15 protein-coding genes are annotated in these 15,706 nt (G+C 52.1%); 4 read left to right on the forward strand and 11 right to left on the reverse strand.

What is annotated here, in order from left to right:
• Positions 1 to 72: 72 nt before the first annotated feature.
• Entirely contained in the window at positions 73 to 1,497 is a 1,425-nt protein-coding gene (dnaB, locus tag AC2FCQ_RS21170; protein WP_490658453.1) for a replicative DNA helicase, read from the reverse strand.
• Between the two features lie 180 nt (positions 1,498 to 1,677).
• On the opposite strand from dnaB, the gene AC2FCQ_RS21175 reads away from it, so the two are divergent.
• Positions 1,678 to 2,667, forward strand: a complete 990-nt coding sequence (locus AC2FCQ_RS21175) for a quinone oxidoreductase (protein ID WP_490307824.1) — start codon at positions 1,678 to 1,680, stop codon at positions 2,665 to 2,667.
• 319 nt (positions 2,668 to 2,986) lie between these two features.
• Here AC2FCQ_RS21175 and pspG read toward each other — a convergent pair whose 3' ends face one another.
• Positions 2,987 to 3,205 (reverse strand): envelope stress response protein PspG, encoded by a 219-nt coding sequence (gene pspG / locus AC2FCQ_RS21180; protein ID WP_037416133.1) that lies wholly within the window; start codon positions 3,203 to 3,205, stop codon positions 2,987 to 2,989.
• A 150-nt stretch (positions 3,206 to 3,355) separates the two neighbouring features.
• A complete protein-coding gene (dusA, locus tag AC2FCQ_RS21185) occupies positions 3,356 to 4,414 on the reverse strand; it encodes a tRNA dihydrouridine(20/20a) synthase DusA (protein WP_490307823.1) in 1,059 nt (352 codons plus the stop codon).
• A gap of 90 nt (positions 4,415 to 4,504) precedes the next feature.
• Here dusA and AC2FCQ_RS21190 point away from each other — a divergent pair, with 90 nt between their 5' ends.
• The 3 genes from AC2FCQ_RS21190 to AC2FCQ_RS21200 are packed head-to-tail and all read left to right on the forward strand — an operon-like array spanning position 4,505 to position 6,159.
• On the forward strand, positions 4,505 to 5,602 hold the full coding sequence (locus AC2FCQ_RS21190) for a tyrosine-type recombinase/integrase (RefSeq protein ID WP_490307822.1): 1,098 nt from the start codon (positions 4,505 to 4,507) through the stop codon (positions 5,600 to 5,602).
• A 44-nt stretch (positions 5,603 to 5,646) separates the two neighbouring features.
• Complete coding sequence (locus AC2FCQ_RS21195; RefSeq protein ID WP_490307821.1) at positions 5,647 to 5,910, forward strand: hypothetical protein; 264 nt, start codon at positions 5,647 to 5,649, stop codon at positions 5,908 to 5,910.
• 9 nt (positions 5,911 to 5,919) lie between these two features.
• The gene (locus tag AC2FCQ_RS21200) at positions 5,920 to 6,159 is read left to right on the forward strand and encodes a DinI-like family protein (protein ID WP_490307820.1); all 240 of its coding nucleotides are present in this window, start codon (positions 5,920 to 5,922) and stop codon (positions 6,157 to 6,159) included.
• A gap of 33 nt (positions 6,160 to 6,192) precedes the next feature.
• Here the strand turns inward: AC2FCQ_RS21200 and AC2FCQ_RS21205 are convergent, their stop codons facing one another.
• Genes AC2FCQ_RS21205 through AC2FCQ_RS21240 form a run of 8 tightly spaced genes read right to left on the reverse strand, consistent with a single transcriptional unit; the run spans position 6,193 to position 15,705 of the window.
• Positions 6,193 to 7,641: a phage tail fiber protein gene (locus tag AC2FCQ_RS21205; protein WP_490307819.1), complete on the reverse strand. Its 1,449-nt coding sequence runs from the start codon at positions 7,639 to 7,641 to the stop codon at positions 6,193 to 6,195.
• A gap of 5 nt (positions 7,642 to 7,646) precedes the next feature.
• On the reverse strand, positions 7,647 to 8,819 hold the full coding sequence (locus tag AC2FCQ_RS21210; protein WP_490307818.1) for a phage tail fiber protein: 1,173 nt from the start codon (positions 8,817 to 8,819) through the stop codon (positions 7,647 to 7,649).
• A gap of 49 nt (positions 8,820 to 8,868) precedes the next feature.
• Positions 8,869 to 9,858 carry a DUF6453 family protein gene (locus AC2FCQ_RS21215; protein ID WP_314587416.1) on the reverse strand — a complete coding sequence of 330 codons (990 nt, stop codon included), beginning with the start codon at positions 9,856 to 9,858 and terminating at the stop codon, positions 8,869 to 8,871.
• Between the two features lies 1 nt (position 9,859).
• Positions 9,860 to 13,069 (reverse strand): TipJ family phage tail tip protein, encoded by a 3,210-nt coding sequence (locus AC2FCQ_RS21220; RefSeq protein ID WP_490307816.1) that lies wholly within the window; start codon positions 13,067 to 13,069, stop codon positions 9,860 to 9,862.
• 55 nt (positions 13,070 to 13,124) lie between these two features.
• Entirely contained in the window at positions 13,125 to 13,724 is a 600-nt protein-coding gene (locus AC2FCQ_RS21225; protein WP_490307815.1) for a tail assembly protein, read from the reverse strand.
• 57 nt (positions 13,725 to 13,781) lie between these two features.
• A complete protein-coding gene (locus AC2FCQ_RS21230; RefSeq protein ID WP_490307813.1) occupies positions 13,782 to 14,207 on the reverse strand; it encodes a lipoprotein in 426 nt (141 codons plus the stop codon).
• A 41-nt stretch (positions 14,208 to 14,248) separates the two neighbouring features.
• Complete coding sequence (locus AC2FCQ_RS21235) at positions 14,249 to 14,950, reverse strand: C40 family peptidase (protein ID WP_490307812.1); 702 nt, start codon at positions 14,948 to 14,950, stop codon at positions 14,249 to 14,251.
• A gap of 2 nt (positions 14,951 to 14,952) precedes the next feature.
• A complete protein-coding gene (locus AC2FCQ_RS21240; protein WP_455871886.1) occupies positions 14,953 to 15,705 on the reverse strand; it encodes a phage minor tail protein L in 753 nt (250 codons plus the stop codon).
• Position 15,706: the final 1 nt, after the last annotated feature.

Consider the following 15,706-nt stretch of genomic DNA (forward strand, 5'->3'; position numbering starts at 1 on the left):
GTTGCAGATTATGTCGCAGAGCGCGGCGGTCGATTACAGCGGTTGCCGCTTTCATTTCAGTTCCTTAGCTGATTATTTGTCATCATATTGTGGCCCCGCGTAGTTATCGAAACGCGACCACTGGCCGTTAAAGGTAAGGCGCACGGTACCGATAGGGCCGTTACGCTGCTTACCCAGAATAATTTCAGCAATCCCTTTCAGATCGCTGTTCTCGTGATAAACCTCATCACGGTAGATGAACATAATCAGGTCGGCATCCTGCTCGATGGAACCAGACTCACGCAGGTCTGAGTTGACCGGACGCTTGTCGGCACGCTGCTCCAGGCTTCGGTTCAGCTGCGACAGCGCCACCACCGGTACTTGCAGCTCTTTCGCCAATGCCTTCAACGAGCGGGAAATTTCGGCGATCTCCAGCGTACGGTTATCGGACAGGGCCGGCACGCGCATCAGCTGAAGGTAGTCGATCATGATCAGGCTAAGGCCGTCATGCTCACGGAAAATACGGCGCGCGCGCGAACGCACTTCGGTTGGCGTTAAACCGGAGGAGTCATCAATGTACATATTGCGTTTCTCCAGCAGGATACCCATAGTGCTGGAAATACGCGCCCAATCCTCGTCATCAAGCTGACCGGTACGGATACGCGTTTGATCAACGCGTGACAGTGACGCCAGCATACGCATCATGATCTGGTTGCCTGGCATCTCGAGACTGAAGATCAGCACCGGTTTTTCCTGCGTCATCGCAGCGTGTTCGCACAAGTTCATGGCGAAAGTGGTTTTACCCATCGAAGGACGGGCGGCAACGATGATCAGATCCGACTTTTGCAAACCGGCGGTTTTCTTGTTGAGATCCTGATAGCCGGTGTCCACACCGGTAACGCCATCATGCGGCTGCTGATACAACTGCTCGATGCGCGCAACGGTATCCTCCAGGATGCGTTCGATACCTTTCGGGCCTTCATCTTTGCTGGCACGGTTTTCCGCAATTTGGAATACGCGTGATTCAGCTAGATCGAGCAGGTCTTCACTGCTGCGCCCTTGCGGATCATAACCGGCGTCGGCGATCTCATTCGCCACCGAGATCATCTCACGCACTACCGCACGTTCACGTACGATATCGGCATAAGCGCCAATGTTGGCAGCACTCGGGGTATTTTTCGATAACTCGGCCAAATAGGCGAAGCCACCGACAGAATCCAGCTCACCCCGCTGTTCCAGCGATTCGGACAGCGTGATCAAATCGATCGGCCGGCTCATTTCCAGCAGGCGCTGCATCTCGGTAAAGATCAGACGGTGCGGGCGACTGAAGAAGTCGTTGGCAACAACACGTTCTGCCACGTTGTCCCAGCGTTCGTTATCCAGCATCAAACCGCCCAACACGGACTGTTCCGCCTCCAGCGAATGTGGCGGCATCTTCAGCCCTTCCATCTGGCGATCTCGTGGACGATCTCTGGCCTCGTCCGCGTTTGTTTTGTTGGTTGGTTTTTTTCCTGCCATGAAGCGTATTCTTTATCCGGTTGCGAATGGAGAATCCTGACGCGAGAGTATACGTGATTTTTATCTGTGATTCCTGCGGCATAACCGATGCAAAAAAGGTATCAATCTGCGCAAGGGCAAACTGGATCACCGATACTAAAACGCGTAGGGTGAAATTAGACACCCACACGAGGTAATGAAATGGCAAAGCGCATTCAATTCTCCGCCACCGGCGGCCCGGAAGTGTTGCAATACGTTGATTTTACACCCGTAGATCCAACTGCCGGCGAGGTGCAGATCGAGAACAAAGCGATCGGCATCAACTATATCGACACTTACGTGCGCAGCGGGTTGTACCCGCCAGCCACCCTGCCCAGCGGATTGGGCACCGAAGCCGCCGGCGTCGTCACTAAGGTCGGTGCGGGTGTCACGGCACTGAAGCCCGGCGACCGGGTGGTTTACGCCCAGTCGTCACTCGGTGCCTACAGCGAAGTCCACAACGTTGCGGCTGAAAAAGTGGCGATATTGCCGCACAACTTGAGCTTTGAGCAGGGCGCAGCCGCTTTCCTTAAAGGGCTGACGGTACACTATCTCTTGCGTCAAACTCATGAAGTTCAGCCAGGGGAAATATTCCTGTTCCATGCCGCCGCTGGCGGTGTTGGGCTGATTGCCTGCCAATGGGCCAAAGCGCTTGGGGCAAAATTGATTGGCAGCGTAGGCTCCGATGAAAAAGCAGAGTTGGCGAAACACGCCGGCGCTTGGGCAACCATCAATTACCATAAGGAAGACATCGCCGCGCGCGTGGCTGAGCTGACACAGGGCGAAAAAGTCGACGTGGTGTATGACTCCGTTGGGCAAAGTACCTGGCAGACCTCGCTCAATAGTCTGAAGCGACGCGGGTTGATGGTCAGCTTCGGCAATGCCTCCGGCCCGGTCACCGGTGTCGATTTGGCGCTGCTGAACCAAAAAGGCTCGCTGTATGTCACCCGCCCTTCCCTAAACGGCTACATTACCAACCGTGCTGAACTGCAGTTTGCCAGTAATGAACTGTTTTCACTGATCGGCAGCGGAGCCATCAAGGTCGACGTGAAGGAAGAGCAGAAGTTTGCGTTGGCCGACGCACAGCGCGCGCATCAGGTGTTGGAAAGCCGCAGCACCAGCGGTTCAAGCCTGCTGATTCCCGGGCGCTGAGATCGTCCAATGTGCCGTTATGACCAATAGAAAGGGCTCCGTAAGGAGCCCTTTCTATTACTGCGTTTGTAGGGGTAGAGCAGAGTCCGCCAGAGACAGGGGTTGCTTGAGCAACACGCATATTTGGTATTACTGCCTCTTGCGGTGATGAAATAGGTCGCATCGCTGCATCGACAAACATCCTAACAGCCCGGAAACGCAAAAAACATGGCTAATGCGGCGCGTTAGCATTTAAAGCACCAACCTGTGACCGCTGCCACATTCAGAGCAGGTCTGTTGCGTATATTTCAGCGTGACCGACTGATTATTCGACAAAAAGTCAGTAACGCCGGATTTGTGGTTTCTGCATCGAACGGTATATCCACACGCCCACAACAGCCAAAATCAGCCACGGTAACAGTTTAATCACCATCGCAAACAGGCCACCAATCAACATAAACGCCGCAGCAACCAGCAACGCGGCGAACACGCCCAACAACGAAATCCCGGTCACCATCAACATGACGACAAAACCGATAAGAAAGAAGAGTTCCAACATGATTTTGCTCCTTCGCAAAACGAGGTATCTGCTGAGGTATTACAAAAAGCATGCCAGAAACGTGAGAAAACTAAGTGATTGAAATTAAAAAAAAGGCATGTCGCAGCGTGCAACATGCCTGGTCAAAAACACTAATTTTTAGTCAGATTTTTATACCGTTTCCGCTATCTCGGTGCGCGGCAGGCGCACTAAATTCAGCGCCTGTTCAACCACACGCGCATCGGCCCCCGGCTTATGCGCATTTTCACTCAGGTGGCGGCGCCACTGACGTGCACCTGGGACCCCTTGGAACAAACCAAGGATATGGCGGGTGATGTGGCCCAAATAGGTACCATTTGCTAGCTCGCGCTCGATGTACGGATACAGCGACTCGATAATCGCTATGCTGTCCATAACGTCGGTCTTACGGCCAAACAGTTCACTGTCAACGCGCGCCAGAATGCCCGGGTTCTGATAGGCTTCGCGCCCCATCATTACGCCATCCAAATGCAGCAGGTGTTGTTTTGCTTCTTCCAACGTTTTCACCCCACCGTTGATGGCCAGGGTCAGCGTGGGGAAATCACGTTTTAACTGATACACACGTGGATAGTCCAACGGTGGCACTTCGCGGTTCTCTTTCGGGCTCAGGCCTGACAGCCAGGCTTTGCGCGCATGTATCGTGAACATGTCGCACTCGCCGCGCCCGGCAACGGTGCCGATAAAATCACACAAAAACGCATAGCTGTCCTGATCGTCAATGCCAATACGGGTTTTCACCGTCACAGGAATCGACACCACGTCGCGCATCGCTTTGATGCAATCGGCAACCAGCGTTGCCTGCCCCATCAGACAGGCACCGAACATGCCATTCTGTACCCGATCGGATGGGCAACCGACATTGAGGTTAATTTCGTCATAACCGCGCTGCTCAGCCAGTTTGGCACAGTGCGCTAACGCAGCCGGATCGCTACCGCCTAATTGTAGCGCTACCGGGTGTTCCTCTTCGCTGTAAGCCAGGTAGTCACCCTTACCGTGAATAATCGCCCCGGTAGTCACCATCTCGGTGTACAGCAGCGTTTCCTTGGTCAACAGGCGGTGAAAGTAACGGCAATGACGATCGGTCCAGTCGAGCATCGGCGCGATGGAGAAGCGGCAAAGCGGGTGATTTCGCTTATAATCAGGTGTGACGCCCGCCGAGCCTGCTTCTTGTTTGGGTTTATTTAGGTGCATACAGTAACCAAATAGTATATTTTCTCTTTGTCAGCACCCCATGGAGCACCCCATTTCCTTGGTGACCCGGAAACCGACAAAGGGATCGAGATGGCATACTATAGCATAGAAAAACGACAGCGCGCCGATGGCACAACGCGCTACCGCTGCACAGTTGGCGTCAAGCAAGGCGGTAAATACATCTATCGAGAAAGTAAAACATTTGGTCGTCACCAGCTTGCTAAAACGTGGGGTGCCAACCGGGTGACCCAAATAGAAACCGATGGGGTGCCAGGTGCTGGACAGTCAAACGACATAACGGTTGGTGGTCTGCTCGCTAAATATATCAACGATCCTGCCCTGGGGGGCAAAGCGGGCAGGACAAAAACCTACGTCCTCAATATGCTTGTGGATTGTGACATAGCTTCTATAAAGCTGGGAGACCTGCAGGATCACCACATCATAGACCATTGCCGTGATCGAGCTGCCGCAGGGGCAGGCCCGGCGACGGTGGCCCATGATTTAAGTTACCTATCATCCGTGCTATCCAGCGCAAAGCCTATCTACGGCATAGACTACACCCGCAACCCCGCACTTGAAGCTAGACCACTGGCGTTAAACATGGGTCTCATTGGTAAGTCGCAACGAAGAAACCGAAGGCCTGCCAGTAGCGAAATAGAGCGGTTGCTGGAGGGGCTTCGCGAACGGGCAGCCAAGCGGCAGGCAATCATCCCCTACGTGGATTTGCTGAATTTCTCCATCCTTTCATGCATGAGAATAGGCGAGGTGTGCCGCATTCGATGGGAGGACATAGACGAAAAGCAAAAAGCGGTGATGGTTCGGGATAGAAAGGATCCAAGAAAAAAAGTCGGCAACCATATGATGGTACCTTTGCTCGGTGATGCCTGGGGGATTGTGCAACGCCAACCTAAAACCGGCGATCTGGTGTTTCCATATAACTCGAAGTCCGTCAGTTCTGGATTCCAGCGAGTACGGGATCAGTTAGGCATACAAGACTTGCGCTATCACGATATGCGCAGAGAGGCAGCCAGCCGGCTGTTTGAGGCGGGATTTAGCATAGAGGAAGTGGCGCAGGTAACCGGCCACCGCAACCTTAATATTTTGTGGCAGGTATACACCGAGCTCTACCCGAAGTCGCTGCATGAAAAATTCGACCAGTTGCAGAAATCGAAGTTGACCGAAAAATGATTTCACTGTACAAACAACCAGCAAACACCATCCGAGCTTAAGATATGAAACCCCAAGACGAAATCATCGGCATGCGACAGCTAACCGACTTCCAGACGGACCACAGCACCTTTGGCGGCTTTGTTTTGCTGCACTCATCCTTCGTGGATACGATGTCCTATGTGTGCGCTGACAAATCTACCGTCTTTCCTGACCAGGAGGTGATGATCCGCCTGGACGTTGCCAAGGCACTGATCCGCGAGCTGCAAAAGCGCGTCGATTACATCGAAGCCGGCATCGAGAATAACGCCCTGCGAATGGTGGAATGAGGGGGGATCATGCTTTACGTTGAAGTGACTATCGACAAGAAAAAGCAGTTACCGGCTGGTGCGGCATCTGCGCTGGCCATTGAATTAAACAAACGGCTGCAGCGTAAATTTTCGGATATCGAGGCCACCGTTCGCATGGCCGGTATGGACGGGCTTTCTGTGCGCAACGGCACCACTGCGGATAGAGAGACGATCGAGGAGATACTGCAGGAAACGTGGGAAAGTGCGGATGACTGGTTTCAGCCATGACTTAAGAGCCGGGGTATCCCGGCATCTTAAAGATTACGCTTCACCCCCTGGTTTTACTGGCAACGGATCTTCAACTACCTCGCGCACCGGCATCTCAAGCCGTAGGTCAATCCAGCGCCCCTCCGGGATATCCATTGGAGCACCGGCCACAATCGCGGCTGTATCAATGTCAAAGCGTCGCTTGCTGACTTTCACATAGATTGTGCCGTCCTTGCCAGTGCTGGTTTCCACAAAGCACAGGCGGTTACCGTTAACGTCCTGGGGCACTTCGATGTTCCAGCCTTCCTCGGCAAAGCCTAACGAACCGGTCACTTTGTAGACCCCGACAGACACCCGCTCAGCAGTTACACCTTCAGCCTCACCGTTCACGGCCACGCTACCTGCCAAGGTAAATCCGTCCAGGTAATCATCCGCCATTTTTTCAGGTGAGCCAGATAACCTGGCAATAGGCGATGCTTTCTTGATGAAGCCGTTACTGTCTACCGTCGTGTTAGCCTCAGACCACATCCACAGCCAAGGCGTAAAAGCTGAACCAGTCCAACCACGGACTGCTATTTTTCCAAGCTGGTTGCCATTGGCCCCGTAGCCAAAGCAGGTTTGCACTGTGCGATAACTCTCGTCGGTTTCGGCTTGCGTAACCGCCCACGAACGCGTATCGAGAAAATAAGTTCCGGTGTCTTTAAATGGATTCCCTAGTGGGTCTGTCGCCACATACCCCCGGCGGCTTTTCATCTGTCTGCCAAAATCACCTCGATTGGCTGCCGTTACAGCTTTTGTCAGCCCCCAGTCTTTTAGGTTAGGGATATCTTCGACCGTTGGCTTATCTAAATCACTAAACAACCTTGTCCAGGTAACTACGCCGGGTGATACGGTGGTGGATGAACCAACCCAGGATTGACGCCCGACGGCTATGGCAAGGTATGCGCAACTTGGGCCACCATCGACCGGCATCGACATAACCGCGCCAGAGATGTTACCGGGCCTATTAGCCGTCGCTACCGTGTATCGCTGTATCGACGACTTATTGTCTTTCGAAAAGGCATCACTCGTATGAATTGGTCCAGAACCAAAACCAGCAGATACGACGGGCTTAACATTATCAGCAGAGTTTTGTTCACTGACCTTTGCCGCAGCAGCGGATTTTGCTGCGTCAGCTCTCATGGCATCGACGGTTTGAACTATTTCTGGCGTGATGTCGCTTTCACCAGGACGACGCAGGAAGTCATTAAGTGAGCCTGGCAGCGAGTCCGCATAAACTTCTATTGTGCCTACCAGTTCAGGCTGAGCACCATAGACAGAAATAATTACTTCATACGCACCAGGCTCAACATTAAGCGAATACAGGCCAGTATCGTCGGTGACAGACTGCGACTTTGCCAGATTCAGTACCGTTGACGATGTTTTCATTGAGCGCATCGTAATGGTTACGCCGGAGCGAGAATCACCGTAAGGTCCCTTTAATACACCGCTAATTAATGTCATGTTTTCTATTTCTCCATATTGGTTGGCATTTCTACACGCAGATCAACCCAGCGCCCCTTTGGAATATCGATCGGCATCCCTTCTTCATATCCCAACACTTCATTGCGGGCGAATTCCGGCGCAGTCGGGTACGTACGGTGGTAAGTTTTGATCAGCAGATCACCGGTTGGCTCTACCTCGTAATCCACCCAGATTAGCGGCTGCTTGTTGCGGTCGAGCGGTACTTCAATACCACCATCAGAACCGCCCCACTGCGCATCAGAATTAAATCCTAACGTGCCGGATACACGGTAAATACCCTCGCTCACTCGTTCAGTGGAAACTCCTTGACTTTCTTCGTTGAGTTCACAGGTTCCGTCACCGAATAATTTAACGATTGGCGATGCCTTTTTTAGAAATCCGTTTCCATCAACCGTTGTATTTCTTGTTGACCACAAATCATATGCACCAACGAAATTATTGTTGATGTTTAACGCAATCCTTGCGAGTCCCGTTGTGGTGATCTGCAAATGCGCATACCAACGTCCGCTGGCGCCATTTCCAGATGTATCACCATTAGACATAGTGAATACAAAACCCCAATTATCAGGCGAACCCCAAAGGTTATTATCGAATGTCGTAACGCCGGGGTATTGCCAGTTCTGGCCAGAGTTAATACTCGTCGTGAATAAATTTCGCGCTGTACTACTACCTGTGCCGCCCTGGTTAATGGGCACTACGCCATTAACTTTATCCGCTTTTTTCTCTAAAGCTGAATTATCTGCCTTAGATTTCAGTGATTCTGTTAATGCCTTCCAGGCCGGGCCGGTAAACGTACTGCCGTCAGGTAATTTAACCGTAATATCCCCAGTTCCGCTGAATAGTTGCTGCCAGTTATCTTTGTCGAGGTTTAGACCGCGCAACGCTTTGGCTGTCTCCGCTGCCAGTTGGGCGGTGATAAGGTTCATCGCGTCGCGCGGTACGGCATACCAGGCGGCCCCGGCCTGCGTCGGTCCGTCATAAGCTTTAATCAGAGTGACCTGCGTGGCGCTATCAACAGTCTTCACCGGCAGTGTATAGGTTACGCCGCCGACAGCGCTTACAATGAAATCACCGGCTTTCAGCTCGGTATTGAATGCCGTTCCTGCGCCCTTCACTACGGCAGAGTTGTTCGTTAGGGTTAGAGTGCCTGCTGGCATAATGCTCTCCTGAATTTTGGCATTAAAAAACCGGCTCAATGGCCGGTTGTTAGAAGTAGTGGTCAGCGTTAATAACCATTAGCGGCATTTGGGACGAATACCATCGCGTTGATACATTCCATTTCGTTTGTATTTTAGCTCCGGAATCAGCACGCCAGAATTGAACCGACGAACCGTTAAATCTATAGCCACAACTGTAATAGTTATAATAACCTCCACTCATTTCTGAGTTGCCACGCATAAACGCATTTACGGCAAGGGGGATCATGGGCCTAGGAATTCCCGTATTGACTAAATCGTCCGGGTTAGCCCCCACATTCACTGAGCGACCATCCCAGAGCAACGGCTCACAATCACTCGTAAATGTATTATTCCCAGCCGCGTTCTTAATCACCATGCCGTAGCCACTTGGGGTTGGAGGATAATATCCACTATTCATAATAACTACTTGCACTCTGGCAGACGTTCGGAAAGGTTCACCACTCCCATTATCACGCGATACCGTTAATTCGTTATATTCAACTGAGTGATATACAGACACCCCGGGGTCATCACAGCGAACATAAACAATTTTTGTGTTGTCATTCTGAACTCTCGGTAAAGTCCATTGCCCGTTTATTGTGACTACCCCTTTCCATGCAACAAAACCAAGCCGCTGTGAGCTGTTTATACTCATCCAGTCAACTGAGTTTTGAATCATAATTCCGTAAGCCCCGGAAACTGATTGCGGAGTCTGAACCTGATATATGCTGAACTCGGTAAAAAACGCTTGGTTATTTTGTTGAGAAAAATTAACAATAATTCTATTTCCATCCGTTCGCCACCCCGTAACCCCTCCGTAAAATGGCGGGTTGGTCGCACTACCAAATATATAGCCAGTCTGACCGACGATAAAAACCGGGTTCCCAGGAACATAATCCGGGGGAGTGTATATCTTCTGTCTATTACCGTCGGCCCAGGGTTCTTTGTCGTTGGCTAACAGTGAAGGGCTATTCACTGCTGCCAACTCTTTACCATTAACTACCAGCCCATAGGCCATGTTATAGCCTCCCCATCCGCACCCTCAGATTGCCTCCAGCGTCGTAAACGTTAATCTGATCGCCGCGTATCTCCATGCGTCCGCCGCCGTCGCCGCCGTTGATTTGTATCTGACCGGCACCGGCGCCACTTTTATCAAGGCGCCATCCATTGGTAGAGCTGAAATTGTCAGACTGAATAAACCCGCTGATTTTGGCGTTAGTAATGGCTGCATCTGCGATTTTCGCAGACGTGATCGAGGCGTTTTGAATGAATGCATCGCTGATAAACACCTGGCCATTGATGACAGCAAAGGGTGAATACTGCTTGTCACCGCTGCCGCTCATCAGCACGAACTGATTAGCATTGAAGCCAATGCGGGTAATTACTGGTTTCCCTGTTTCCGCCAGAACAGCGATCGACATGCCAGCATTATAGAAAACGCCATTGACCCGCACGCCGGCTTTCAGTGTGTGGATGGCTGTTGCGCCGTCGGCGTCAACTGTGGCCGTCAGCTTGTCCTCCAGAACGGCAGTAACGTCGTCAATCTGCGCCTGCACCTGTGTAGACATCTCTGCCAGCGCCCGATCAACATCGGCAATCGTGGTCTTCACAATGAGAATATCAGCACGCACCGTCCCATACTGCGCCCACTGGTGCTCTACCGTGGCGTTATTGGCCAACGCGTTCTGCAGTATGGCCTCAATATTTGTGTCAATGTCACCTGTCAGCCGGTCGCCGTCTTTGTCCGTCAAGAAACCATCACCGATACTCTCGAGATAGTCGCCAGCGTTCGCGTTAGATTGCCCCTTAATCCAGCCTGTCCAGTCACCGATATTCCCGGTCCTGTCCTGCAGGCGCGCACGGAACCAAAACTCTTGGCCCGCCTTCAATCCGGTCATGGTGTGAGTGTGCAACGGGTACGGAATGTCGGCCAGCAACATCGCGTTATTGCCTGCCGCATTGTCTGCATAGTGAATTTCGGTTTTAAGCGTATCTTCTGCGCTATCTGGGAACCCCCAATCCAACTGGATACCCCATAGCAGCGGAGAAGCCTTGAACCCCACCGGCACCGGAGGCTTGCCCTCCTTGCCCTTCAGCACTGTTTCCGGTGCATTAGCCCAGATACTGGAAATCTCCGCTGCATTAACAGCACGCACACGAGCCTGATAACGACCGGCATAAATACCAGGCACCTCGAAACCTTGCGTGGACGTTCTCGCGGCTGGTATCCAGTTGCCATTATCCCGACGCCACTCAGCCTCGTAGGCAATCGCACTTTCTGCCAGATCCCAGGTCACACGCAGTGTGGTTACCGCTATGTTTTGGTTAATAGTCGAGAAGCTGTTGATTGTCACGTTCTTCGGTGGCGGCTGCACACCTGGAGGAATGATTGTGATCGGGCGGTCCTCGATGCGAGCGCCGGTATCAATGCGGGCGTATTTGTTCGGGTCATGCTCAATGGCCGTTATGTCAAAGGACACGCCGTCTTCATTCTCGGTTACGCCGGTTACCCGGAATAACTGAATAGCCAGGTCTGATGCATCCACGGCCCACACACACTCCGGCACAGGAACTTCGCTGTATGCCGTGGTAACCGCAACGATACGGCCATTTACTGCCTGTATAGTTCTCGCCTGCGACTTACCCGATGGCAGGTTAACGATAAGTCTTTCGCCCACGGCAGCCGATGATTCTCGGTCGAGAGTGATATTACGGCCAGAAACGGCACTGATACGCCCACCCAATGGCCGGCCAGCCAGCGCTTCATCTGCAACACCGATGATATAACCAGGCAAAGGAATATTACCGTCCATCCCTACGGTAAAATTGATCACCCGGTCCTTGTCATTCGTCAGCAGCAGCCACCGCCCACGGCGGATCGCCTCCGTCTCGCGGGTGCAGCCAATCGCCGTAATTTCGGCCTGCTTAATGTTATATCGGCGGATCAGCGAGTTTTCGAAGACCGGTGCTACTGCATCCTGGTAGCCGTTCGCTGGGTCAGCCCAACTGACCATTGCCATGCTGTAGTGTGTCTTTTCGCTGGCGCTGGAGTCGCGAAATTCGCCGTCTTTCACGTTGGCGCGGGTATAGGTGTAATCCAGATCGCGGGGCATATCTGCCAGCGCGTTCATGCTGTTTTTCGCCCAATAGGTCATGCCACGAAAGATATTTGCGAAATCGCGCAGCACCGTCCAGGCTTCTTCCTGCGACTGAATATAGGCATCACACAGGAATCGCGGCTCCTGACCATCACCGCCCCGACCGTCGGGCACAAGCTGATCGCAATACTGAGCAATGGCGTACAGGTCGAATTTCGTCATCACCAGATTTTCAGCTTTGATGCGTTCACCGATGCTGTAGCGGTCATTGACCAGCAGATCGTAAAACACCCAGGCGGGGTTATTTGTCCAGGCCCATTTAAACGACCCGTCCCATGCGCCGGTATATGAGCGAGTAATCGGGTCGTAGGTTGTGGGAACACGCACGATCCCCATTTTTGGCTCGCACGATACTGCCGGGATATTCTGGAATTGCTTCGCGTCGAACTGCACGAACAATAAGGCGGTTTCTGGATACCTCAGCTTTACATCAATCAGCTCAGTAATAGACTCAATCACCATTTTATCGGCGATGCGGTTACTGGTGCTGTTAGGTGTCAAGCGCCGTACACGCACCTGCCAACCAGTTGTGGCCGCGGGCAGATCAATGCGATGGCTGCGTTCATATTTCGTTGTCGTCTTGCCATCGATGGCGGTATTCAGCATCTCTTGGTAGGCGCCGCCATCCGTCGCCACGTCGATCGCGTATTCAATCCTGTAGCCGACTACATCACCGTTATCCAGTTGTTGCTGCAACTGCTGCCATGAGAAGCGCAGACGGAACGCCGATAGCTGGGTATTCGTCAACGAGCGAACCCATGGGGTTTGGCTGGTTAGCTCTGTGCCTACAGTGATCTCATTCTCAACATCGGGCATCCCCTGAATGTATTCCTGATCGGGCGTGCCCGGGCGAAACTCCCAACGTACGCCGGGGAAGTTTTGCGTACCGTCAGCGGCAACAATAGGCGTCCCGTCAAGAAAAATGTTTGTGCCGTCCAGGCCGCCTTCCCACTCCCCCTCGCCCAGCGCCAGCAATATTTTGGCGTAGGAAGTGGATTGCAGGGAGTCTGGTGATTCCGTTGGCGTGGTTGTGTTATTGCTGCCGCCCTTGCTACCGGTGATAGCCGTCATATTTTCTCCAAGCATAAAAAAACCCGCCGAAGCGGGTCATTTTTCATTTTAAAAATTACTGCTGATCTTCGGCATAGATACCGGCAGAAATAATAGCGCCCCCGACTCGGCGCTTTCCGTAACCAATCGGAACAGGGTTACCCTGCGCAATGGTATTTACGGGCCCGCCGAATGCATAGCTGGGTTTGTTGTCCGGATCTTCTCTTCGAGCTAATCCATTTTGCATAGGGGAAAGCATCTGGACAACACCACCAAGCATCATGGCACCACCAACCTGGAAGCCATAAGCTGCATTAGTCCAATCCCCAGTATAAAAACCATATACTGCGCTGGCGGCTACGATCACAGCACCTAAGATTGTTTGGAAAACTCCAGCCTTTTTACTTCCGATAATTATTGGTGCAATTCGGATATCTTCACGACCTGTAAATTTAATTTCATCCAGACCAATATTCCTCCTTCCATTAAATACTGCAAATGTTAATCCTCTACTCTTCGCAGTTTGCAAGAATCTTTCGAAACCCGGAACGGTTACGGACAAGGCTTTTATTGCCTCTCTTGGAGTATCAATTACCAAACGATGAACGCGACCAAAAGTTGCACCAAGCACCCCATATAGCCGTATCGTTCTATGTTCTTGAACAATTAAATTCATAGTATCACCATAAAAAAAGCCGCCCAAATGGCGGCCTCTGTGTAATCGGAATTGCACTCAATCAATGGATGTGGGTTTTATATCTGCGTAACCTGAATTATCGAAGAACACTCGATAATATTTAACAGCACCGGATTTTAATGTCACCTCACGCTCTTGCATTGGTTTTCCAATACCACATAAACCATTACCTTCAAGCGCCGCGCCTATGTTTAACTCCCCATCGTTAAGAAAAAATGAGGCTTTTTGCCCAGCTGACAACTTGGCTATTTTCTCGCCGTTTAAAAAAATCGTGGCTAAACAAGGGCTGGAGAAGGTACCGCCGTCTCTAACAACAACAATTTCTGCATTTCCGGCCTGTCTGTCCTGATATTTAAATAATTGCTCGGGTGGGGCACTAGCTGCAGAGCGAGGAGATTCAGCGACTGATGTACAGCCGGATAAAATAGCTGTGGCAACAATGGCTAAAATGATTTTCCGCATTTTGAAATCCCTTCTTATGTAGGATTCAAGATGATAGCAGATTAGCCCTTGTACCGCAGAGTGACTATCGTTCGCGCCAACCAGTAACCGCCATAGGGCACGCGCTGGCTCATATGGCCATACATGTGATGGACCATAACGCCATCGCCCAGGTAAACCCCCGCATGGTTTGGATCATCGGCTCTCACTTGCATAATGATTACGTCGCCGATCTGCATCTCACCTGATGCCAGTTCAAAACCAGCTTCGGCGTAAAGTTTCATATAGAGGTTTTCACCACGATCCCACCAACCATCCTCGCGCGGGTAATTCGGCAAAGTGATTTCTCGCTCAAGCTGATACCAATCTCTGACAATGGCGTAGCAGTCCCAGAACCCGTGCACAAACGGGCGGCCAAGCAACGGCTTGATGCCCTCGGTGGGCATTACCTCCCGGATATCACCTTCCGGCCAGCTGGCGATAATCCACGGCAACTGTGACAAGTCACACTGAGCAAGATCGAGCTGACTTGGCTGCGTCGTTGCATCCGGGTGGCTATGGACAATAGCGACAATATCGCCGCTATCTTCCGCCTCGGCGTAGTCCTCCGGTGACAGGCTGAATTGTTCCGTAGGCTCAGGTGCCAGATTTCGGCAAGGAACATAACGTTGCTTGCGTCCGTTCTGTACCACCAGCCCGCAGCACTCGTTTGGATATTCAGCTTCAGCATGCGCCATGATGGCGCTGATAATGTGCTTTCGCATGGTTACCTCTTCAGCAGAGCCGACCCTGGGAACCCACCGAACGGCAGCGGATTACCCTTCCCCCATCGCGGCTCACAGCCGGTAGACAGCAGGCCAGAGCAATCATCTTTAGATGGGTCATCGGTTGGGTTGCCATCGGCGTCAAAATACGCGGTACCGGTATAACCGCACGATGCGCCGCGATACTGACCGCGCATACACCAGGTGCAAAGGCTGTGAATTTGCCGCGTGGGGATCATGAGTCCCTCCAGGTCCGCAGGTGAAGACAGCGCAAACTCAACGACCTTGTTATTGCCATTCAGTTTGTGATCGATGTACCAGACCTCAACGTCTTCTTGTGATGGGTCGGCCTCCGGGTTGCCTTCAGGGAAGTTACGGGCATCAAGGTAATGTGAGTACGTTTTCCGTATTGTCACCTTGGCCTTTGCCATATTCTGGAAATATAGGCAGAGGGAGGCGATCGTCCCATCGATATTACTGACGGACAGCGTAGGGCTCGGAGCTGAGCCATCACTGGTCACCTCCAGCCCTTCAATCTTCACCGGCCACGGCTTGTATTCCTGTCCCTGCCACCAAATAGATTTTGCCAGCAGCTTGCCGGGGTCATCACCGGCGGCTTCCAGCTCATCTTCAGAATGCGGAATGGTGTGGCTGTGAAAGTACAGTTCCGGCCCGTTAAACTGAGTGCCATCCACGACAAACAGGCGCACTTCACTCCCAGGCTCAAGACGCTGGTGATCTGTGTTTATCGACATA

The organism is Serratia sp. CoH_134_PS_4, from assembly GCF_058190535.1.